The 20480-nt window shown below is 67.0% G+C and carries 17 protein-coding genes; 12 read left to right on the top strand and 5 right to left on the bottom strand.

Going from position 1 to position 20480, the window contains the following annotated elements; all coding sequences use genetic code 11:
• Positions 1 to 237 precede the first annotated feature (237 nt).
• The 5 genes from DY926_RS01950 (at position 238) to DY926_RS01930 (ending at position 4794) form a co-directional block, all read left to right on the top strand.
• Positions 238 to 1443 (top strand): aspartate aminotransferase family protein, encoded by a 1206-nt coding sequence (locus DY926_RS01950; protein ID WP_116701846.1) that lies wholly within the window; start codon positions 238 to 240, stop codon positions 1441 to 1443.
• Positions 1440 to 2426 carry an ornithine carbamoyltransferase gene (argF, locus tag DY926_RS01945; RefSeq protein WP_116701845.1) on the top strand — a complete coding sequence of 329 codons (987 nt, stop codon included), beginning with the start codon at positions 1440 to 1442 and terminating at the stop codon, positions 2424 to 2426. Before DY926_RS01950 ends, argF begins: the two co-directional genes overlap by 4 nt.
• Positions 2423 to 2746 (top strand): hypothetical protein, encoded by a 324-nt coding sequence (locus DY926_RS01940; protein WP_116701844.1) that lies wholly within the window; start codon positions 2423 to 2425, stop codon positions 2744 to 2746. Before argF ends, DY926_RS01940 begins: the two co-directional genes overlap by 4 nt.
• Positions 2747 to 2793: 47 nt before the next feature.
• A complete protein-coding gene (gene hslO, locus DY926_RS01935) occupies positions 2794 to 3756 on the top strand; it encodes an Hsp33 family molecular chaperone HslO (RefSeq protein ID WP_116701843.1) in 963 nt (320 codons plus the stop codon).
• Positions 3757 to 3861: 105 nt separating this feature from the next.
• Positions 3862 to 4794, top strand: coding sequence for a hypothetical protein (locus DY926_RS01930; RefSeq protein WP_116701872.1), 933 nt, complete (start codon positions 3862 to 3864; stop codon positions 4792 to 4794).
• Between the two features lie 34 nt (positions 4795 to 4828).
• Here DY926_RS01930 and DY926_RS01925 read toward each other — a convergent pair whose 3' ends face one another.
• On the bottom strand, positions 4829 to 6961 hold the full coding sequence (locus DY926_RS01925; protein WP_116701842.1) for a protein-disulfide reductase DsbD family protein: 2133 nt from the start codon (positions 6959 to 6961) through the stop codon (positions 4829 to 4831).
• 46 nt (positions 6962 to 7007) lie between these two features.
• Here DY926_RS01925 and hrpB point away from each other — a divergent pair, with 46 nt between their 5' ends.
• From hrpB to DY926_RS01895, 6 genes are all read left to right on the top strand, one after another.
• Positions 7008 to 9563: an ATP-dependent helicase HrpB gene (gene hrpB, locus DY926_RS01920; RefSeq protein WP_186336037.1), complete on the top strand. Its 2556-nt coding sequence runs from the start codon at positions 7008 to 7010 to the stop codon at positions 9561 to 9563.
• 138 nt (positions 9564 to 9701) lie between these two features.
• The gene (locus DY926_RS01915; RefSeq protein WP_408886025.1) at positions 9702 to 10817 is read left to right on the top strand and encodes a S1C family serine protease; all 1116 of its coding nucleotides are present in this window, start codon (positions 9702 to 9704) and stop codon (positions 10815 to 10817) included.
• Between the two features lie 30 nt (positions 10818 to 10847).
• On the top strand, positions 10848 to 11528 hold the full coding sequence (locus DY926_RS01910; RefSeq protein ID WP_116701840.1) for a winged helix-turn-helix domain-containing protein: 681 nt from the start codon (positions 10848 to 10850) through the stop codon (positions 11526 to 11528).
• 30 nt (positions 11529 to 11558) lie between these two features.
• Positions 11559 to 13139: a sensor histidine kinase gene (locus DY926_RS01905; RefSeq protein ID WP_116701839.1), complete on the top strand. Its 1581-nt coding sequence runs from the start codon at positions 11559 to 11561 to the stop codon at positions 13137 to 13139.
• A 4-nt stretch (positions 13140 to 13143) separates the two neighbouring features.
• Complete coding sequence (locus DY926_RS01900; RefSeq protein WP_116701838.1) at positions 13144 to 13473, top strand: hypothetical protein; 330 nt, start codon at positions 13144 to 13146, stop codon at positions 13471 to 13473.
• Positions 13470 to 14216 (top strand): SIMPL domain-containing protein, encoded by a 747-nt coding sequence (locus DY926_RS01895; protein ID WP_116701837.1) that lies wholly within the window; start codon positions 13470 to 13472, stop codon positions 14214 to 14216. The genes DY926_RS01900 and DY926_RS01895 overlap by 4 nt, the downstream gene beginning before the upstream one ends.
• A gap of 92 nt (positions 14217 to 14308) precedes the next feature.
• On the opposite strand, the gene infC is transcribed toward DY926_RS01895, so the two are convergent.
• From infC to DY926_RS01875, 4 genes are all read right to left on the bottom strand, one after another.
• Positions 14309 to 14830, bottom strand: coding sequence for a translation initiation factor IF-3 (infC, locus tag DY926_RS01890; RefSeq protein WP_025812777.1), 522 nt, complete (start codon positions 14828 to 14830; stop codon positions 14309 to 14311).
• 223 nt (positions 14831 to 15053) lie between these two features.
• A complete protein-coding gene (thrS, locus tag DY926_RS01885) occupies positions 15054 to 16988 on the bottom strand; it encodes a threonine--tRNA ligase (RefSeq protein WP_116701836.1) in 1935 nt (644 codons plus the stop codon).
• Positions 16989 to 17029: 41 nt separating this feature from the next.
• Entirely contained in the window at positions 17030 to 17935 is a 906-nt protein-coding gene (locus tag DY926_RS01880) for a glycosyltransferase family 9 protein (RefSeq protein WP_116701835.1), read from the bottom strand.
• Between the two features lie 3 nt (positions 17936 to 17938).
• Complete coding sequence (locus DY926_RS01875) at positions 17939 to 18931, bottom strand: tetratricopeptide repeat protein (protein WP_241503000.1); 993 nt, start codon at positions 18929 to 18931, stop codon at positions 17939 to 17941.
• A gap of 101 nt (positions 18932 to 19032) precedes the next feature.
• On the opposite strand from DY926_RS01875, the gene DY926_RS01870 reads away from it, so the two are divergent.
• Positions 19033 to 20262, top strand: coding sequence for a glycosyltransferase family 4 protein (locus DY926_RS01870; protein ID WP_116701834.1), 1230 nt, complete (start codon positions 19033 to 19035; stop codon positions 20260 to 20262).
• Positions 20263 to 20480 lie beyond the last annotated feature (218 nt).

Genomic DNA, 20480 nt, shown 5'->3' with positions numbered 1-20480 from the left:
TGGCTGCCATGGCGGAACCGCAGGGGAAAATGGCGTTAAGGTTGCATTTCGCCCGTAGCGCCCATATCCTCGCTGCCTTCCGGGTCAGGATATGCAGACTGGATGCCGTATCGACTCGTCATCCACGCATGGCCCGGGAAATTCGGGAAAGAAAACTTGCCCACCCCCTGCGGTGGGCCGTTTTCGTTTCTGAGCCCGTCATCCTTTTTTCTTTGAACCGAAGTACAAGGTCATTCCATGATTCCCGCCCTGATGCCGAATTACAATCGCGCCGATCTCGCTTTCGAGCGCGGCGAAGGTGCCTGGCTGTACACGGTGGACGGGCGACGATTCCTGGACTTCGGCTCCGGCATAGCCACGTCATCGGTGGGGCATAACAACCCGCATCTTGTGGAGGCAATCACGCAGCAGGCGCAGCGTGTCATGCATGTCTCCAACCTGTACCGCGTGCCGCAGGCCGAACGGCTTGCCGCCCGCCTGGTGGCCAACAGCTTTGCCGACACCGCCTTCTTCTGCAATTCGGGCGCTGAAGCGAACGAGGGCATGATCAAGATGATCCGCCGCGCGCAGGCCAAGTCCGGCCACCCGGAGCGCACGCGCATCATCTGCTTCAACGGCGCGTTCCACGGCCGCACGCTGGCTACGCTGTCCGCCACAGGCAACCCGAAATATCTGGATGGCTTCGGCCCCCGGGTGGAAGGCTTCGACCACGTCGCCCTCAACAACATGAATGCGGTGCGCGACGCCATCACGGCCGAGACCGCGGGCATTCTGGTCGAGCCGGTGCAGGGCGAAAGCGGCATCCATGTCGCCACCGCGCGCTTCATGCAGGAACTGCGCGCGACCTGTGATGAATACGGCCTGTTCCTTGGCGTTGATGAGGTCCAGTGCGGCATGGGCCGCAGCGGCCGCCTGTTCGCCTATGAATGGTCGGACATCACGCCCGACATCCTGTCCACCGCCAAGGGCATTGCAGGTGGTTTCCCCATGGGGGCCGTGCTGACGACGGAGACCATCGCCCGGCACATGACACCCGGCAGCCATGGCACCACGTTTGGCGGCAGCCCGCTGGCCTGCGCCGCCGCCAATGCGGTGCTCGACATCCTGCTCGCCCCCGGCTTCCTTGAGGGCGTGCGCGCCCGCGCGGCCCAGATCGACGCGGGCCTTGACCGGCTGGTGGCCACCTACCCCGATGTGTTCACCGGGCGGCGCGGCCTTGGCCTGCTGATCGGGCTGAAATGCCATGCCGATGTGGCGCTGGTGCAGAACGCGGCCCTGGCCGAGGGGCTGCTGAGCGTCACGGCGGGCGACAACGTGCTGCGCCTGCTGCCCCCCCTGACCGTGACCGAGGCCGACTGCGCCGAGGCACTGGACAAACTGGACCGGGCGGCCCGGCGCGTGCAGGCCCACCTTGCCGCCGCCAAGCCGGAGAATGTGGCATGAACGCGCTCAACACCCCCGCACAGGTCGCCCCCCGCCATTTCCTTGACCTCCGGGAACTGGACGGGGCCACGCTGCGCGCCATCCTCGATGTCGCGGCCGGCATCAAGCGCATGCAGCACCAGCGCGCCCGCCCGCTGCATCCCGCCCTGCCGCTGCGCGGCCGTGCGCTCGGCCTCATGCTGTCCAAGCCCTCCACACGTACGCGCGTCTCGTTCGAGGTCGGCATGCAGCAGCTTGGCGGCAATGTGGTCCTGCTTGCGCCGTCCGACATGCAGCTTGGCCGGGGCGAGACCATTGCCGATACCGCGCGCGTGCTGTCGCGCTTTGTCGATGCCATCGTGCTGCGCACGGGCAAGACGGAAAACCTGCGCCAGCTTGCACGCTGGAGCAGCGTGCCGGTCATCAACGGGCTGACGCCGGATTCCCACCCCGTGCAGATCATGGCCGACATCATGACGTTCGAGGAGCATCGCGGCCCCATCAAGGGCCGCACGCTGGCCTGGGTGGGGGATGGCAACAATGTCGCCACCTCCTTCATCGAGGCCGCGGCCCTGTTCGGCTTCCGCCTGCGGCTGGCCACCCCCAGCACGCATGCCCCCTCGGTCTCGGCCGTGGCATGGGCACGCGAGCATGGGGCGGACATCACGGTCACGACCGATCCCGTTGCCGCCGTCAGCGGTGCCGATGCGGTCATTACCGACACATGGGTCAGCATGTCGGACAAGGCATCGGACCAGCGGCTGAACGCGTTCGAGCCCTACCGCGTGAATGGTGCGCTCATGGCGCATGCCGCACCCGACGCCCTTTTCCTGCACTGCCTGCCTGCCCATATCGGAGAGGAAGTGACGGAAGACGTGTTTGAAGGCCCGCATTCCGTCGTGTTCGACGAAGCCGAGAACCGCCTGCACGCGCAGAAGGGCATCCTTGTCTGGGCGCTGTGTGGCGAGGACTGGCAGAAATATGGAAAGGAACCCACGGCATGACCGGACCGGCCGAACAGCCCGCACTGCCCACCTCCACCGAAGACGCGCCGGAAGTTCCCGGCTGGGCCGAAAAGAGCGTGCGCGACATCTTCACCTCCGTCCTGCCCGCCAGTGACGGGCGCGTCGCCACCATACGTGATGCCTATCTGGACTGCCTTGCCGGTGCGGGCCGCACGGAAGACCTGGACATGGAGCATGACCGCTGCCGCCAGCGCGCGATTGCGGCGGTGCAGGAAGCGGGCCTGCTGCCCGCCGCCCGACTGCAGGACCTTGACCAGCGCCTTGCCGCGCTGGAGGCGGACATCACCGCCAATCTCTGACCACACCACGCCCCTGTGGTGGGTGTGCAGACGCGGGTTTTTCTACCATGACCACCAATATCTCCTCCCCCGCCTTTCTTGATTCCAGCCGCCCCGACACCCCCGACCTGGTGGTGCCGCAGGGTGTCGTGCCGTTCTATCTGGACCAGCGCCCCGTGCGCGGGCGGCTGGTGCGCCCCGGCGTGCTGACCGACACGCTGCTGACACGCCATGACAACCCTGATGTCGTGCTGCGGCTGGCGGGCGAAGCGCTGGCGCTGGTGGCGGCGCTGGCTTCATCGCTGAAATTCCAGGGCTCGTTCTCCCTTCAGGCCAAGGGCGATGGCCCGGTCAGCCTGCTGCTGGCGGACTGCACGGATTCCGGCGCCCTGCGCTTTCACGCCCGCTCGGACGATGCGCAGGTGGCCGAACTGCTGGCCACCTGCCCCAACCCCACGGCGGGCCAGCTTCTGGGCAAGGGCTATCTGGCCTTCAGCGTGGATCAGGGGCCGGATACCGACATCCATCAGGGCATTGTCGAGATCACGGGCGAAAGCCTGTCGGACATGGCGGCGCATTACTTCGCCACCAGCGAGCAGCATGCCTGCTGGGTCCGTCTGTTCTGTGAAAAGACCGAACAGGGCTGGCGCGCGGGCGCGCTGGTGATGGAAAAGATCGCCAGCGATGGCGGGATCGGCCCCGACATCTCCACCGAGGAAGGGGATGATGCGTGGGAGACGGCGACCACGCTGGCCACCACCCTGACCGCGCATGAAATCCTTGATGACAGCCTGTCCTCCGCCACCCTGCTGCACCGGCTGTTCCATGCCGAAGGGCTCATGATGGGCCAGCCGCGCGCACTGGCCTTTGGCTGCCGCTGCTCACGCGCGCGACTGTCGGGTATTCTGGAAACCTTCTCGCTGGATGACCTGGACCACATGGCGCAGGAGGGCACGATCACCATGAACTGCTCGTTCTGCAACCACAGTTTCCATTTCCAGCGTGACGAGATCGGCGGCAGGACGGCCTGACGTCCCGCCCGCCCCCTTTGCGCCCGGTGCGGATCATGGCACGGTCATAATCCTGATCTGTTGACCGCGCCCCGTGCGCCAGCCGTTATCGGGATATATATTTCCATGCGACCGAACCGCCCCCCGTTTTCCATTCCCTCGCTGCGTCGCGGCCTGCGCGTGGCGCTGGCCGCGAGCCTGCCCTTCATGGCGCTGTCGGCCTGTGACCATGCCGATAGCAAACCGGCCGTTACCTTCGCGCCGCCCCAGTTCAGCAACCAGCCGCCGCTGAACCTGAATGTCGCCTCGATTTCCGTGGTGGACCGGGGGCAACCGGGCACCATACCGGGCGACCTGTCGGCCCGTGCGCCCTTTCCGCCGGACCAGTCACTGGCGCAGATGGCGCATGACCGGCTCATCGCCGCTGGCAGCGGGGGGAAAGGCGTGTTCACGATCGACCGGGCATCCATCCTGCACCAGCCCGGCGGCGTGCTGGACGGGCAGCTTAACGTGCATCTGGACGTCACCTCCGCCGATGGGCGCGTGACGGGCTATGCCGTTGCCCAGGTCACGCGCTCCTATGACCCGAAAACACGCCACGGCAACAGCGACACGCCGGAAAACCTGAACGCCCTGACCGACATGATGCTGCAGGACATGAGCCGGGAGCTGGAAAACCAGATCCGCAACAACCTCGGCAACTGGCTGGTCACGCCACCGGCCGCGGGCAGCGTGGCCGCGCAGCCGCTTGATGGCACGCCCGCATCCGGTCCCGCCACGGTCACGGCCACCACACCGGCGGCCAGCCAGCCCGGCAATGGCTCCATGACCATTGGCGGCGGCCCGACGGACAGCCAGCCGGCCTCCGCCCCGGCGCCCGCCACGACCACGCCCGCGCCAAAGGCAGCGGCCCCCGCCGTGGATGACGGGCCTGACGCCATCTTCCCCACGGGTTACCCGTCGGATGATACGGATTCCACCACCACGCATACCGCGAAGCAGCCTCAGCTCCGCTCCCCCCCGCCGGGCAACCTGACCCTGCCGGGCGCAACCCACTGACACACCATGCCGGGCGGCAGGGTGAACGCTGCGTTCACTCCCCGCCCGTCATGCGCAGGACAATGCCAGGGGACAGGATTTCAGGCAGGATCACTTCCTCCCCCCGCGCGGGATAATAGGCGTAGAACGGCACGCCATCACGCCCATGGGCGCGCAGGAAAGCCGTGATTTCCGCATCGCGCCGGGTCCAGTCCCCCTTCATGTACACGATCCCGCGCCGCGCGAATGATTCCCGCACCACCTTGCTGGACAGGGCCACCCGCTCATTGACCAGGCAGGAAATGCACCACGCCGCCGTCATGTCCACAAATACCGGGTGCCCCTGCCCGCGCAGTTCCGCCAGCCGGGCTGCGGAGAATACCGAACTGCCATCGGCTACGCGGCCGGTGCCATGCTCCCCCATACTGGCGGGCGGCAGCAGGCTGCCACCCACAAAGGCCACAAGCAGGGCCAGAACCGCCACGGCGCGGTAGATACCCGTGCGCTCCGGCCTGTCACCACGCATGTCCGCCCGTTCCGCCATGCGCAGGAACCAGCACCCCGCCCCGGCGATTGCCAGCCCGGCACAGAGCACGATAAGGGCATGCGGCCCCCCTTCCAGTTCGCTCACCCATGCCAGCCACACACAGGTTGCCAGCACCGGCAGGGCCAGAAGGTGGCGCACCGTTTCCATCCATGCCCCCGGGCGCGGCAGCCAGCCCAGCAGCCCCGGCATGGCGGCCAGAAGCAGGTAGGGAGCCGCCAGCCCCAGCCCGAGGGCCGCGAACACCAGCACCCCCACAACCGGGGACGCCGCCAGCGCACCCGCCACCGCCGCCCCCATGAACGGCGCGGTACAGGGCGAGGCCAGCACGACCGCCAGAACCCCGGTCAGGAAATCACCCATATGCGTAGGCAGCGCATTGCCCAGCCGCATGAGCCGCGTGCCCGCGCTGAACACGCCCAGCAGGTTCAGGGCCACGACAAACAGCAGCACGCAGATGGCAGTCACAAACCCGGTGGACTGGAACTGGAACCCCCAGCCCGCCTGCTGCCCGGCCACCCGCAGGCCGGCAATACACCCCCCCAGCACGACAAAGGCACCGATCACACCGGCGGCATAGGCGGCCGCCCCGCCCAGCGCCGCCCGGCGCGCGCCCCGCGCCATGCGTTCGAGCGCCAGCACCTTCATCGCCAGGACCGGAAAGACGCAGGGCATGAGATTGAGGATCAGCCCCCCCGCAAAGGCCATGGCCAGCAGCCAGCCGATGGGAGCCGCATGTGCTGCCGCGACGGGTGGCGGCAGGGCGTGTACCTCACCGGGTACCGGGTGCACCATCAGGCCCTGCTCACGCCCTGCGCCATCACGCAGCACGACAATGCCGGACAGGGCGGTTCCGCCGTGGAATTCCGGGCCGGGATGCAATGCAAGCTGCACGATCCCGTCGCGCACCGTCACCACCTGCGGGGCATCCTGATCAATTGCGCCCGCTACCTCCGGCATGAACCATGCGTCACGCACCGCATCCGGTGTCAATTCCGCCCCCGCAAGCTGCAGGATTCCGGCAGCCGAAACACGGGCGGCAAAGGGCGAGGCCACAGGCCTGCTGGCGGCGGCGCGCGCAAAATCCGCCACCTGCGCCGAAGGCTGCGGTTCCCCACGGGGCAGGGTCAGGCTGAAGGTACCGTGCTCAGGCACGCAGATATCGGCACAGACCAGCCACTCCGCCACGGCATGCAGTTCCATGGCCCCCGCCTGCGCGCCCGCCACGGGCACCAGCGTGACCGGCAGCAGCACATCACCGGTATAGGCATAGGATGTAAGCGGCCCGTCATGCAGCACGCGCGGGGTGGGCCATTCGATCGGACCGGCCTGCCCCGTAGCGCCCCCCTGCGCGGTCACCTGCAGGCTGGGCGCGTCCCCCGCGTCACCAGGGTTGAGCCAGTAGGTATGCCAGCCGGGCGCCAGACGCAGGCGCAGCCCCACATGCAGCGCGCGGCCGGGCATGAAGCTATCATCCGCCGTGACCAGCGCGACAGTGGCGCGCGTGCTGGTGACGGGATCACTCTGCGCCGCGCGGACGGCGGACGGAAGCGCCACCAGCAGGCACAGGATCGCTACAAGCCGCAGAAAGGGCACGGACGGCACTCCACCACACAGGACAGGAAAAACACGCCCGGACCACATGGCAAGGATTGCCCCGCCACCACCCCGGACGCCATAAGATCAGGATATGTCTTTCGATCCCACCTTGCAAAACCGGCTTGCCGCACTCCTGTCCCAAAGCGCGGACGCGCTGCCGGTCGCCGCCGCCCTTCCGGCGCTACAGGACACCCTTGCCCGCGCGTCCAACGCCGTTCTGGTCGCCCCGCCCGGCGCGGGCAAGACCACGCTGGTGCCGCTGGCGCTGCTTGATGCCCCATGGCGGCAGGATGGGCGGATCGTGATGCTGGAGCCGCGCAGGCTGGCCACCCGGGCGGCGGCCCAGCGCATGGCGGAACTGGTTGGCGAACAGCCCGGCGGGCTGGTGGGCTACCGTACCCGGCTGGATGGCGCGACATCGGAGCGCACCCGCATCGAGGTCATTACCGAGGGCCTGCTGGTGCGCCGCCTGCTGGCCGACCCGATGCTGGAGGGGGTGGCCTGCGTCATTTTTGACGAAATCCATGAACGCTCCGTCGATGCGGACGCCGCGCTGGCCTTCTGCCTTGACCTGCAGCGCAGCCTGCGGCCCGAACTGCGGCTCGTGGCCATGTCCGCCACCATGGATGGGGCCGCCCTGTCACGCCATATGGCGGCGGAACTGGTGGAAAGCGCGGGCCGGATGTTCCCGGTCGATATCCGCCACGCGAAGCGCGACCTCGTACACCGCCGCGACCTGCCCGACGCCATGGCCGCCGCGATCCGTGCCGCCGTGAGCGAGGACGCGGGCGACATTCTGGCCTTTCTGCCCGGCGTGGGAGAAATCCAGCGCACGCGGGCGGCACTGGCGGGCATTGATGCCGATGTCCTGCCGCTGTACGGCGAACTGCCCCCGGCGGAGCAGGATCTAGCGCTGACACCGCACCCGGCGGGCCGCAGGCGGGTGATCCTGTCCACCTCGATTGCCGAGACATCGCTGACCGTTCCGGGCGTGCGCATCGTGGTGGATGGCGGGTTCCGCCGCGTGCCGCGACTGGACCCCGGCACGGGGCTGACACGGCTTGAAACCGTGCGCATCTCCCGCGCGGCGGCGGCCCAGCGTGCCGGGCGCGCGGGCCGCGTGGCCCCCGGCATCGCCATACGCCTGTGGACGGAAACGACAAGCCGCGCCATGCCCCCCCATGACCGCCCGGAAATGATGGAAGCCGAACTGACCGGCCTGCGGCTCGATACCGCCGCATGGCAGGCGGTCATGGGCACGGACCCGGCGGCACTCCCCTTTCCCGACGCCCCGCCCAATGGCGCGTTCGAGGCCGGGCGCAGCCTGCTGCAGGCTCTGGGCGCGCTGGATGATGATGCCCGCATCACCCCCGACGGCGCGCGCATGGCGGCCCTTGGCGCGCATCCCCGCCTTGCCGCCATGATGCTCGCCGCCCGCACGCCCCCCGAGCGCGCGCTGGCTGCCGACCTCGCCGCCATGCTGGAGGAACGTGACCCGCTGCGCCCGCGCCGCGCCGGGACCGGACGGGGCGCGCCACCGTCAGCACCGGTCGATATCCGCCTGCGCCTTGACCTGCTGGCGGGCGCGGACCACCCCGATGCCGATCGCGCGGCCCTGTCACGCATCCGCCACGCGGCGCGGCAGTACCGCAGGCGGCTGGGGCTGGCGCGCGACATCATGGCAGAAGGCGACTCCGCGGCCCTGATTGCCGCCGCCTTTCCCGACCGGATCGCGCAGGCGCGGGGCGAGGCCGGGTCCTTCCGCCTTGCAGGCGGGGGGAGCGCGCGCGTGTCCAAGACCGATGACATGGCCAAAAGCCCGCTGCTGGCCGTGGCGGGCATGCATGTGCGCAAGGCCGCCGAAATCTGCCTTGCCGCCCCGCTGGACCGTGACGCCCTGCCCGACAGCGTCCTTGCACGTGCAAAGGAGCAGGTGGAAACCACGCTGGACCCGACAACCGGCAACGTGATGGCGCGCCGCAGGCTGCGGCTGGGCAACCTTGTGCTGCGCGACCGAACCGTCACCGCCAGTGCCGGGGAAGTCGCCACCCTGCTCTGCGCGCAGGCGGCGCAGAACCTTGCCGCAACCTTTAGCTGGAGCGACGCCTGCCGCCAGCTTCAGGCACGCGTGGAACTGGCGCGCAACCGGCTTGACCGCCCGGACCTGCCCGACCTGTCAGACACCGCGCTGGCGGAGACCACGCAGGAATGGCTTGCCCCCTGGCTTGCGGGGGTGAACCGCCTGTCCGCGCTGGCGGAAATGGACCTGCTGGCCATGCTGCGCGCCACCATGGACCATGCCACGCTGAAATGGCTGGACCGGATGCTGCCCACGCATCTTGAACTGCCAGGCGGCCGGGCGGCAGTGGATTACCTGCAGCCCGTGCCGGTCGCGGCGGCGCGCGCCCAGACCTTTTACGGTGTAACAAAGACACCCCACATTGCCGATGGCAGGGTGGAACTGCGCATCGCCCTGCTCTCCCCCGCAGGCAGGCCGCAGGCGATCACGGCCGACCTGGCCGGGTTCTGGGCCGGGTCATGGGCGGATATGCGGCGCGACATGCGCGGGCGCTATCCCCGACATGACTGGCCTGAAAACCCGGCCACAGCCAGCCCGCCGCCCTCACGGCAGGGGCGCAGGCCATAAAACACCATGCGTTTACGTCCAACATGGTATGCAGACATGGCATTGCCACTTTTTTAAGATAACATGGCCACCATGAACGCCTGCCCCTGCCGCCATACCTGGATACCGACCGCCATGCGCCGCCCGGCTTCGCGCCTGTTGCCCGTACTTCTGCTGGGAATGCCCGGACTGGCCATGTCACCCGCCACGGCCATGGCGCAGGATGTCGCCGCGTCCGCGCCACAGCCCACCCCGTCGCTTTTCGCAGCCCCCGTGCCGCCCATCGTCTCGTCCGGGCCGCTGACCTTCGCGCCACTGGTGCGGCAGGTGGGACCGGCGGTGGTGAACATCGCCGTCTCGCAGGACAACAGGCAGGCAACCGGCCACCAGCCCCTGCCCCCCAGCGTGAAAGGCACCCCGTTCGAACATAAATTCCGTGAGCGCATGCGCGCCCATGGGGAAGAAATGCTCGGCGCGGGCTCGGGTTTCCTGATCGACCCCAGCGGGGTGATCGTGACCAACGCGCATGTGGTGGGCGGGGCGGACCAGATTACCGTATCGCTGGCCGATGGCACGGAGTTCCCTGCCCGCCTGGTGGGCAGCGATGACCTGACGGACATTGCCGTCATCCAGATCCACGCGCCCCATCCCATGCCTTTCGTGCCATGGGGTGACAGCAGGCTGGTCAATATCGGTGACTGGATCATGGCGGCGGGCAACCCGTTCGGGCTGGGGTCTTCCGTTACCGCGGGTATCGTCTCCGCGCGCGGGCGCGATATCGGCACTGGCCCGTTTGATGATTTTTTCCAGATCGACGCCCCCATCAACCCCGGTAATTCCGGCGGGCCGTCCTTCAACCTGGGGGGGCAGGTGGTGGCGGTCAACACGGCCATCGTCTCGCCTACTGGCGGGTCGGTCGGGATCGGCTTTGGCCTGCCGTCCGAAATCGTGGCCCCGATCGTGGAGGAACTGCGCCGCAAGGGCCGCATCGACCGGGGCTGGCTGGGCGTAACCCTGGCGGACGGGCCGGGGCATGGCGGCGTGCAGATCGTGGGCATAGACCGCGATGGCCCGGCCATGAAGGCGCACCTGCATATTGGTGATGTCATCACCGCCGTAAATGACGAACCGATTGACACTTCGCGCATGCTGATCCGTTCAATAGCGGCAAAGCAGCCGGAATCGACCGTGGTGCTGCATATTCGCCGCCGCCATGAGATACTCAGCCTGAATGCCTGCGTGGGCCACCGCCCCGACGAGGACATGGAAGACTGACCGACCCCGCCAGAAACGACGTGAGGCAACGTGCATATTCTTGTTGTTGAAGACGACCCCACCGTCCGCAATTTCGTGGCCAAGGGCCTGAAGGAAGCCGGGCACCTGGTCGAACTGACCGATAACGGCAAGGACGGCCTGTTCATGGCCGTCAGTGAGAAATTCGACCTGATCATACTTGACCGCATGCTGCCCGGCGGCATTGACGGCATACGCCTGCTCGAGACCATCCGTGCGCAGAACAACGCCACCCCCGTGCTGCTGCTCTCGGCACTGGCAGATGTGGATGACCGGGTGCAGGGCCTCAAGGCCGGGGGGGATGACTACGTGACCAAGCCGTTCGCCTTCAGCGAACTGCTGGCTCGGGTGGAGGCCCTTGGCCGCCGTGGCCGGACCGAAACCGCACCCCAGACCAAGCTGGAACTGGCGGACCTGGAGATTGACCTGCTCTCGCGCACGGTGCGGCGCGCGGGCCGCAAGATCGACCTCCAGCCGCGCGAATTCCGCCTGCTGGAATACCTGACCCGCCATGCGGGGCAGGTCGTGACCCGCACCATGCTGCTTGAGGGCGTATGGGATTACCATTTCGACCCGCAGACCAACGTGATCGACGTGCATGTCTCCCGCCTGCGCCAGAAGGTGGACAAGCCCTTTGACACGCCGCTCATCCACACCATCCGCAATGCCGGGTACATGCTGCGTGCCGAATAGGCCACGCATGGCCCGCCGGGCACGGCTGTAATGGTGGGCGATTTTACACCTTCCCCCGCCCCCCGCCGGTCGCGCTGGCGGGCGTGGCGGTCGGCCAGCCTGCGGTTCTCGCTGGCCTATGGCATGCTGTTCGCCCTGTCCTCGGTGCTGTTCATGTCGTTCATGTGGTGGGGCACGATCGGCTTTCTGGACCGTCAGGTTGAAACCGCCATCAATGCCGATGCTCGCGCGCTAGCCGAACGCTGGGTCATGGGCGGCCTGCCCACGCTGGCGCTCACGATCGAGGACCGGCTGGAACAGAACCTTGATGACGATGCGATCTACCTGGTCGTTGACCCGCAGGGGAATTACCTGACCGGCAATGTCTCCGCATGGCCCGGGCGCGTGCAGTACACCGACCGCTGGTACACCCTGCCCGATACGCGCGCGGGCCTGCGTGGCATGGCGGAACTGCATGGCTACCGCCTGCCCGGCACCGCACAGACCCATACGGCGGGCCAGCTTGACAGTGGCTACCGCCTGCTAGTCGGTCGTGATGTGCGCTCACGCGGGGTGCTGCGCCACCTGCTGACCGACTCGCTACTCTGGGCGTGGCTCATGGTCTCGCTGCTGGCGGTAAGCGGGGCGGTGCTGGTGCATGGCATCTTCCGCCGCATGGTCAAGACGGTCGCGCGCACCACCTCCGCCATCGCGCATGGCGACCTGAGCCGCCGCATGCCGCTGGTGGGCAATGGTGATGAAATGGATCAGGTGGCCGAGGCCATCAACGAAATGCTCGACCGCATCGTGCGGCTGATGGACGGGGTGCGGCAGGTCTCCAACTCCATCGCCCATGACCTGCGCACCCCCATCGCACGGGCGCGCACGCAGCTTGAGGACGCGGCCCTGCACGCCACATCGGCGGAGGAACTGCGCGGCGCCATCGACCGCGCGGTCGGCAATCTGGATAACGTGACGGCGGTGTTCGAGGCCCTGCTGCGCATTGCCCAGATCGAGGCGGGGGCGCGCCGCTCCGCCTTCATGACATTCGACCTGGTGCCGGTCCTGCTCGACGTGGCCGACCTGTACGAAGCCGTGGCGGATGAACGTGACATCGCGCTCGCGCTCGACCTGCCCGCCCACCTGTCCTTTTATGGTGATCGCTCGCTGGTGCAGCAGGCGGTCGCCAACATGCTCGACAACGCCATAAAATTTTCGCCGCCGGGCGGCACGGTTTACCTGCGTGCGCAGATACGCGAACTTTCCCCCGGCCGCACAAGCGGGCCGACGGGCGAAGGGATGTTGGACCTGTCCGTCAGTGACGAGGGAATCGGCATGAGCGAGGCCGACATGGCCCGGGCGACCGAACGCTTCTTCCGGGCCGAAAAGGCCCGCCATACACCCGGTGCCGGGCTGGGGCTGGCCATGGTGCGCGCCATCGTACAACTGCATGGCGGGCGGATGCACCTATCCGCCCACAACCCTGGGCTTACGGTTTCCATATCGCTGCCCGTGGCGGCCTGCGCCCTGTCGGCGGGGGAAGAAGATTTTCCTCCCGACCAGCACATATCTGGCATGACGCAAACGTCACCTTTCTCCCATCAGCACGACATGAACAGTAGCGTAGAGTAGCGTCATGAACATGCAATCCGCTGTGACGCCAGCCATCGTCGTGATGAGCTTCTGCCTGTGCGGGGCCTCTCCCGTCCCGGCGGAGCAGGGGGACACAACCCGCGTGATGGCCACACGGGATGGGGCGGACAAGCCTGTCATCATCACCAGTGACACCCGGGCGTACTGTAACCGGCTCCTGAACATTATTGACGCCTATGGCCCCGCCCTGCCGCAGGACGTGGACAGCCTGCGCATGCAGGGCGAAGGCATGTGCCGCGAAGGGCGCATCCGTTCAGGCATTATCCGACTCCGCCGCGCGCTGGTTGAACTGAAGGAAACGACACATTCATGATGTCTGAACATTTTCGCGCCACGGCGCGGCGCGCCCTGCCCGCACTCATGCTGGCGGCGGGGCTGTGCCCGGTGGCGGTCATGGCGCAGGCGCCTGCGACCCATAACGACTCCACGCCCAATGAAACCGTGCTTGACCTGACCGCATCCGGTACCGTGCAGGCCCAGCCCGATGAACTGACCGCCACCTTCTTTGCCGAATCCCGCGCCGATACGGCGGCCGCGGCACAGGCGCAGGTCAATGCGCAGATTGCCAAGGCCATGGCCACCAGCGCCCATGTGGACGGGCTGACCATCAATGCCGGGTCGTATTTTGTCCGCCATGATGATGGTGACGCGCACCAGAACCGCAAGCCGGGCTGGGTCGCACGCCAGACCATCCGCCTGACCGCGCAGGACGGCAGGAACCTGCTGCCGCTGATCGGGCAGCTACAGGCGCAGAACCTCGCCCTGACCCAACTGGACTGGTCCCTGTCGCGCCCACGGCGGGCCGAACTGACCCGTCAGGCCGAGTCCCTCGCCCTGCAGGACATGCAGCAGCGCGCGCAGGCGGCGGCAGCCACGCTTAAACTGAAGATATCGTCCATCCGATCCGTCGCGCTGGAAGATCAGGATATGGCCCGCCCCATGCCGATGTTGATGATGGCGCGCGCCGCCAGCAGCGACGCCATCACTCCCTCCGCCCCGACGGGCATGGAGGACGTGACCGCCACGGCGCATGGCACCCTGGTCCTCAGGCCCTGAATGCTGGCGGGTTTCCGCCAGTCAGATACAAAAAAAGGCCCGGGAAGCATGCTCCCCGGGCCTTTTTCATGCCTGCAGAAGGGCAGGACGCCTTAACGCGGTGCAAGCACCATGATCATCTGGCGGTTTTCAAGCTTGGGCATATGCTCAACCTTGGCCAGTTCATCCATTTCCGCGCGGATACGCTCAAGAACCTTAACGCCCAGATCCTGATGCGCCATTTCACGGCCACGGAAGCGAAGGGTCACCTTCACCTTGTCCCCTTCGCCGATGAAGCTCTTCATGGCGCGCATCTTTACCTGATAGTCATTTTCATCAATGTTCGGGCGAACCTTGACTTCCTTGATTTCAATGACTTTCTGCTTCTTGCGCGCTTCGTTGCGCTTCTTCTGCTGTTCGTATTTGAACTTCCCGTAATCCAGCACCTTGGCCACGGGCGGCTCGGCGTTCGGGCTGATTTCCAGCAGGTCAAGACCGACGGCATAAGCGCGCGCCAGCGCATCACGGGTGGACATGATGCCGAGCATCTCGCCCGCCTCGTCGATCAGACGTACCTGGGGTACGCGGATCTCTTCATTGACACGGGGGCCCTCTCGATTCGGCGGAGTGGGCATGGGGGGTCTGGCTATGGTCAGCTCCTGTAACTGTTTCATTCAAACGGCAGGCAAGGCCGCCCGCCCGCCCGTGCGCCGGTGGCTGGAGCCAGCCGGGCGCGCCGCGAGCACGGAACGACCTTACATTATGGAAAGATATGTGACGCAAACACACGCCACAGATCAAGTACTGTCTTGCTTCGCGCCCGCGAAAACAGCCATGCAGTTACGGCACGGACAGGCTTCAGCCACGCTTGCGGCGGATATCGGGTGGCAGGGCCTCATATGCAAGGGTGGAGATGGCTTCATCAAGCGGCAGAACCTCCTGTGCCTTGCCACCGAGGCGACGCATGGCGACGCTGTTCTCCTCCGCCTCCTTGCGGCCCACGACCAGAATGACCGGCACGCGGGCAAGGCTGTGCTCGCGAATCTTGGCGTTGATCTTCTCGTTACGCAGGTCGGCCTCGACCACCAGCCCCGCGGCGCGGAGCTGGTCCGCCACGTCCTGCGCGTAATCGGCCGCGTCGGTCACGATCGAGGCCACGACCACCTGCGTGGGCGCAAGCCACAGCGGGAAGCGCCCCGCATGCTGCTCGATCAGGATGCCAAGGAAGCGCTCGAACGACCCGAGGATCGCACGGTGCAGCATGACGGGCCGGTGGCGCGCGCTATCCTCGCCCACATAGGTGGCGTCCAGCCGCTCGGGCAGCACGTAATCGACCTGCAGCGTGCCGCACTGCCAGTCACGGCCAATGGCGTCACGCAGCACGAATTCCAGCTTGGGGCCGTAGAACGCGCCCTCGCCCGGATTGTGCTCGTAGCTCACACCCGCCATGTCGCATGCGACCTTCAGCGCGTTTTCGGCGCGGTCCCATGTCGCGTCATCGCCCGCGCGCTGTTCGGGGCGGTCAGCGAATTTCACGCGGAAATGCTCGAAGCCGAGATCCTGGTACACATCGGACAGCATCCGCACGAAACGGGCGGTTTCATCGGCAATCTGGTCTTCGGTGCAGAAGATATGCGCGTCATCCTGCGTGAAGCCGCGCACGCGCATGATGCCATGCAGCGCGCCCGAAGGCTCATAACGGTGGCACGCGCCGAATTCCGCCATGCGCAGCGGCAGTTCGCGGTAGGAGCGCAGGCCGTGGCGGAAGATCTGCACATGGCACGGGCAGTTCATCGGCTTCAGCGCGAGGGTCTTGTCCTCGTCCTCGACGGTGGCGATGAACATGTGCTCGCGGTACTTGTCCCAGTGGCCGGAGGCTTCCCACAGGCCACGGTCCACAAGCTGCGGGGTCCGCACTTCCTGGTAGCCGTTGCCGTTCTGCGCGCGGCGCATGTAGTCCTGCAGCACCGAGTACAGCCGCCAGCCCTTGGGGTGCCAGAAAATCTGGCCCACGGCTTCTTCCTGAATGTGGAACAGGTCCATCTCGCGGCCGATGCGGCGGTGGTCGCGGCGCTCGGCTTCCTCAAGCTGGTGGAGATGGGCCTCGAGTTCCTTGCGGTCGCGCCATGCCGTGCCGTAGATGCGTGTCAGCATGGGGTTGCGGTGGTCGCCACGCCAGTAGGCCCCGGCCACCTTCATGAGCTTGAAGGCCGTGCCCACATCCGCCGTGCCGCGCAGGTGCGGGCCACGGCACAGGTCCAGCCATTCGCCCTGACGGTAGATCGAGATTTCCTCATCTTCCGGCAGGTCGCGGATCAGTTCGGCCTTGAAGCGCTCGCCCCGGTTTTCAAAGAATTCAATGGCCTTTTCACGCGGCCATGCCTCACGCACGAAGGGTTCGTTCGCGGCCACGATTTCGCCCATGCGCTTTTCAATCGCGGCAAAATCCTCCGGCGTGAACGGCTCGTTGCGATAGAAATCGTAATAGAACCCGTTTTCGATGGACGGACCGATCGTGACCTGCGTGCCCGGCCACAGGGACTGCACGGCCTCGGCCAGGACATGGGCGGCGTCGTGGCGGATCATTTCCAGCGCCTCGGGGTCCTTGCGCGTGATGAAGCGCAGGCTGGCGTCATGGTCGATCTCACGACCGATATCCATAAGCTTGCCATCCACTTCCATGGCAAGGGCGGCGCGGGCCAGACCGGCCCCGATGGACTGCGCCACCGTAGTGCCCGTCACCGGCCCGTCAAAGCGGCGAACGGATCCGTCAGGCAGGGTGATGGCAGGCATGGTTCATTGCTCCGGTAAGAAGATACTGCGCTGTAATGGCGTCACGCGAGCGTTGCCGCAACCCTGTCCACGCGCAGAGTAGCCAGATCCCGCACATAAATGACCCGTACCTGCCCCGGATACCGCCCCACCGGCGCACTGAGCGCGGGGTTGCTGACAGCACTGAACAGCACGGTGGACGGCACGCCCAAGGCCGCCGCCATGTGCATGGGACCGGTATCATTGCCCACGGCGCAGGCCGCGCGCGCGATCACGCCACCCAGTTCCAGAAGGGATGTCGCACCCGTCAGGTCAAGCGCATCGGGGCAGGCATGGCGGATGACGGCGGCAAGCGGGCTTTCCCCCCGCCCGCCGACAATGACGGGCCGAATCCCGCGCGCCCACATGCGCGTGGCCAGCGCCGCGTAGCGTTCCACCGGCCAGCGCTTGGCGGGGTGCCGGGCGGACGCGCCGGGCACCAGCACGCCGTAAGTTCCCTCTACCACCGGGCCACCGGCTGCCAGCCATGACAGGTCGGGCACCGGCAGGCCACCGTCGAGTCCCGCATGGCGTAACTGGTCACGCTGGCGGCCACCATTATGCATGGCGCAGCGCTGCGGGCTGTCATGTTCCGCCACCGCGCCGCGCCCGATTCCCGACCATGCCTTCATGCCCGACAGGTAAAAGTAGCGGGTGCTGCGGCGGGAGGTCTGGAGGTCGTACACAAAATCATACGACCGCAGGAAGGCGCGCTGCGCCAGCAGGGCAGGCAGGTCATGCCAGCCCGGCCGGGCATCAACATGCACATGGTCGAACCACGGCGCGTGTGCCCCCAGCCCGGCAAAGGCGCGCTGGGTCAGCAGGTCCACCTCATCATGGGCATGATGGGCGCGGATGGCGGCGAAGGGTGCAAAGGACTGCACGAAGTCCCCCAGCGCGCCAAGGCGGATCACGAGGATACGGGCCATGCGTCAGGGGGCCTCGGGGTCGGTTTCCAGCAGGGAAAGATCCTGTCGCGCCAGATCGGCCTCATCCGAATCCGGAGCCAGGGTCACTACGTCCTGCCAGTCGGCGCGGGCGGCTTCCATCTCCCCCTGCCGCATGTACAGGATGCCGCGTTCCAGCAACGCGGCCCCATCATGCGGCGCATCCTTCAGGGCTGCGTTGATGTCCGCCATGCCCTGGTCAATCCGCCCCAGCCTGCGCCATGCCCCGGCGCGCGCCACCAGTGCTTCGTCACGTTCCGCCGGGGCGTCGGGCAGCGGCGTAAGGGTGGCGATGGCACGGGCGGGCTGGTCCAGTTCCACCGCCACGCGCGCATAGACCAGCCGCAGCGTGGGGCTGCCCGGTGCCAGTGTCAGGCCATAACCCGCGCTGTCCAGCGCCTGCCGGGGGCTGTCATCCGCCTGCCATGCGCGCGCCGCCTGTTCGGCCAGCGCGGCGCGACGGGGCAGCGCGGCCCGTTCGTCCACCACGGCACCCGCAGCACCTGCGGCCTGTCCGCCGGACGCCGCCCCGGCGGGCCAGTCTGGCGTGTGGGCCAGCCGGTCCAGCGCCGTCGCCGCACCCGCGACATCCCCCAGTTCCATCTGTGCCATGGCGTCGCACTGTTCCGCCTCCAGCCCACCGCCATGGTTGTGCCAGTCAGCGGCATAATCACGCGCGCCATCGGGGTCATCGGACAGGGTGGCGGTGCAGCGCCGGAGGCTCCATTCCTGCGGCGCTGGGGTGGACTGGGGTGGCGGGGCCGACCGGGACACCTGCGCCGCCGCCACATCCGTTGCCCCGGCCCGGCCACCTGCCAGCGCCGCCACAAGCAGCACGCAGCCCCCGGCCACCACGGGCCCTGCCCCCCGCACCTGCCGCATCCGCCCGCCCAGCGCAACGGCACGTGGGGCAGGCCGTGCCGGACAGGTTCCCGGCATTACAAAACGGCTGACAGGCTGGCTGGCGAACGTTTTCATTGGCCCATTCGTCGGGCCGCCCGTGCCCGAGGTCAAGGGAAAAGCCCCTATTCGTCTCATGGCCGTGCAGTTCCGTTGCGTTCATGATATGGTGAAGGGTGATGCAAACCGTGACCGACCGACCCGTTATCCTGCAGGCCCTGCCCGCGCTTGAATCCGGTGGAATAGAACAGGGCACGCTGGAGATAGCGCGGGCCATCGTGCAGGCGGGGGGCACGGCCATTGTCGCCAGTGCCGGGGGGCGGCTTGTCGCACGGCTCAAATATATCGGCGCCATCCCGGTCGAGATGGAACTGGGTGCCAAGAATCCCCTCTCCATCATGCGCAATGCCGGGCGGCTGCGTCAGGTCATGCGGCGGTTCAATGTCAATCTGGTCCATGCGCGTTCGCGTGCGCCCGCGTGGGTGGCATCGCTGGCATGCAGGCGGCTGGGCATACCCCTTGTCACCACATGGCATGGCGTCCATGCGGCCAACCTGCCGGGCAAGCGGTACTATAACAGTGTCCTGGCCTCTGGCACGCGGGTCATCGCGGTCAGCAATTACATCGCCGCCCGCCTGCGCGATGAATATCACGTCGGTCCCGACCGCCTGCGCCTGATCCCGCGCGGGGCGGACATGGTGCGCTTTGACCCGCACGGGGTGCGCGGCAACCGCGTGCAGACACTGCATGACCAGTGGAACATTCCCGATGGCGCCACCGTCATCATGCTGCCCGCACGGGTTACGCCGTGGAAGGGCCATGCCCTGCTGGTCGAGGCACTGGCGCGCCTGCGCGCGGCGGGCGTCTTCCACACCGACTGGGTCTGTGTCTTCGTGGGGGACGCGAGTGAAAAGCAGGGCAGCGAACTCGTTACCCTGGCGCAGCGGCACGGGATTGCCGCCCACCTGCGCTTTGCCGGGCACTGCGCGGACATGCCCGCCGCCATGATGCTGGCGGACATGGTTATCGTCCCCTCCCTCCGTCCCGAACCCTTCGGGCGCGTGGTGGTGGAGGCGCAGGCCATGGGCTGCCCCGTTATCGTGGCGGGACACGGCGCTGCGCTGGAAACGGTGGAAGATGGCGTGACCGGCCTTGTCTTCACCCCCGGTGACGCAGGCGCACTGGCCGCGTGCATCCACCATGTCATGGCCATGACGGCGGAACAGCGGGCCGCGCTGGCATGGCAGGCGCGCGAGAACGTGCTGACGCATTACTCGACGCAAGCCATGCAGTATGCGACCCTCGCGGTCTATGATGAACTGCTGCATACCCATCTGGCGGACAGTTTCTACCATGCCACGATCGCCGGGCAGAACATGAACGATGAGAGCCTGCCACAGGCAGGATAGCCCAAGGCCACGGCATGATTATGCCATGGGCGCGCGGTACCTTCCTTGATCTGCCTCATGGCCGCCCCAAAACCCTGCGTGAGCCTCCTGCATTAAGCATGGGCCTTATGCAACGGGTGGTTTTACAGTCGACAACACCGCCGGAATTCGCCACCCATTGCGCATGTTCATTTCTGGCACACGGGTTCTGCCCGCGCTGCCTGCCGTTTCAACGCGAA

It is taken from the genome of Komagataeibacter melaceti, assembly GCF_003403295.1.
GTDB classification, from domain to species: domain Bacteria; phylum Pseudomonadota; class Alphaproteobacteria; order Acetobacterales; family Acetobacteraceae; genus Komagataeibacter; species Komagataeibacter melaceti.
The sequence above is the reverse complement of the archived record's forward strand: the minus strand, read 5'-3'. Positions and strand labels throughout refer to the sequence as shown.

Bases quoted from the DNA above. Each gene is read 5' to 3' on its own strand.
- DY926_RS01950 (WP_116701846.1), top strand. From the start codon at position 238: ATGATTCCCGCCCTGATGCCGAATTACAATCGCGCCGATCTCGCTTTC.
- argF (WP_116701845.1), top strand. From the start codon at position 1,440: ATGAACGCGCTCAACACCCCCGCACAGGTCGCCCCCCGCCATTTCCTT.
- DY926_RS01940 (WP_116701844.1), top strand. From the start codon at position 2,423: ATGACCGGACCGGCCGAACAGCCCGCACTGCCCACCTCCACCGAAGAC.
- hslO (WP_116701843.1), top strand. From the start codon at position 2,794: ATGACCACCAATATCTCCTCCCCCGCCTTTCTTGATTCCAGCCGCCCC.
- DY926_RS01930 (WP_116701872.1), top strand. From the start codon at position 3,862: ATGCGACCGAACCGCCCCCCGTTTTCCATTCCCTCGCTGCGTCGCGGC.
- DY926_RS01925 (WP_116701842.1), bottom strand. From the start codon at position 6,961: ATGTGGTCCGGGCGTGTTTTTCCTGTCCTGTGTGGTGGAGTGCCGTCC.
- hrpB (WP_186336037.1), top strand. From the start codon at position 7,008: ATGTCTTTCGATCCCACCTTGCAAAACCGGCTTGCCGCACTCCTGTCC.
- DY926_RS01905 (WP_116701839.1), top strand. From the start codon at position 11,559: ATGGTGGGCGATTTTACACCTTCCCCCGCCCCCCGCCGGTCGCGCTGG.
- DY926_RS01900 (WP_116701838.1), top strand. From the start codon at position 13,144: ATGAACATGCAATCCGCTGTGACGCCAGCCATCGTCGTGATGAGCTTC.
- DY926_RS01895 (WP_116701837.1), top strand. From the start codon at position 13,470: ATGATGTCTGAACATTTTCGCGCCACGGCGCGGCGCGCCCTGCCCGCA.
- infC (WP_025812777.1), bottom strand. From the start codon at position 14,830: ATGCCCACTCCGCCGAATCGAGAGGGCCCCCGTGTCAATGAAGAGATC.
- thrS (WP_116701836.1), bottom strand. From the start codon at position 16,988: ATGCCTGCCATCACCCTGCCTGACGGATCCGTTCGCCGCTTTGACGGG.
- DY926_RS01880 (WP_116701835.1), bottom strand. From the start codon at position 17,935: ATGGCCCGTATCCTCGTGATCCGCCTTGGCGCGCTGGGGGACTTCGTG.
- DY926_RS01875 (WP_241503000.1), bottom strand. From the start codon at position 18,931: ATGAAAACGTTCGCCAGCCAGCCTGTCAGCCGTTTTGTAATGCCGGGA.
- DY926_RS01870 (WP_116701834.1), top strand. From the start codon at position 19,033: ATGCAAACCGTGACCGACCGACCCGTTATCCTGCAGGCCCTGCCCGCG.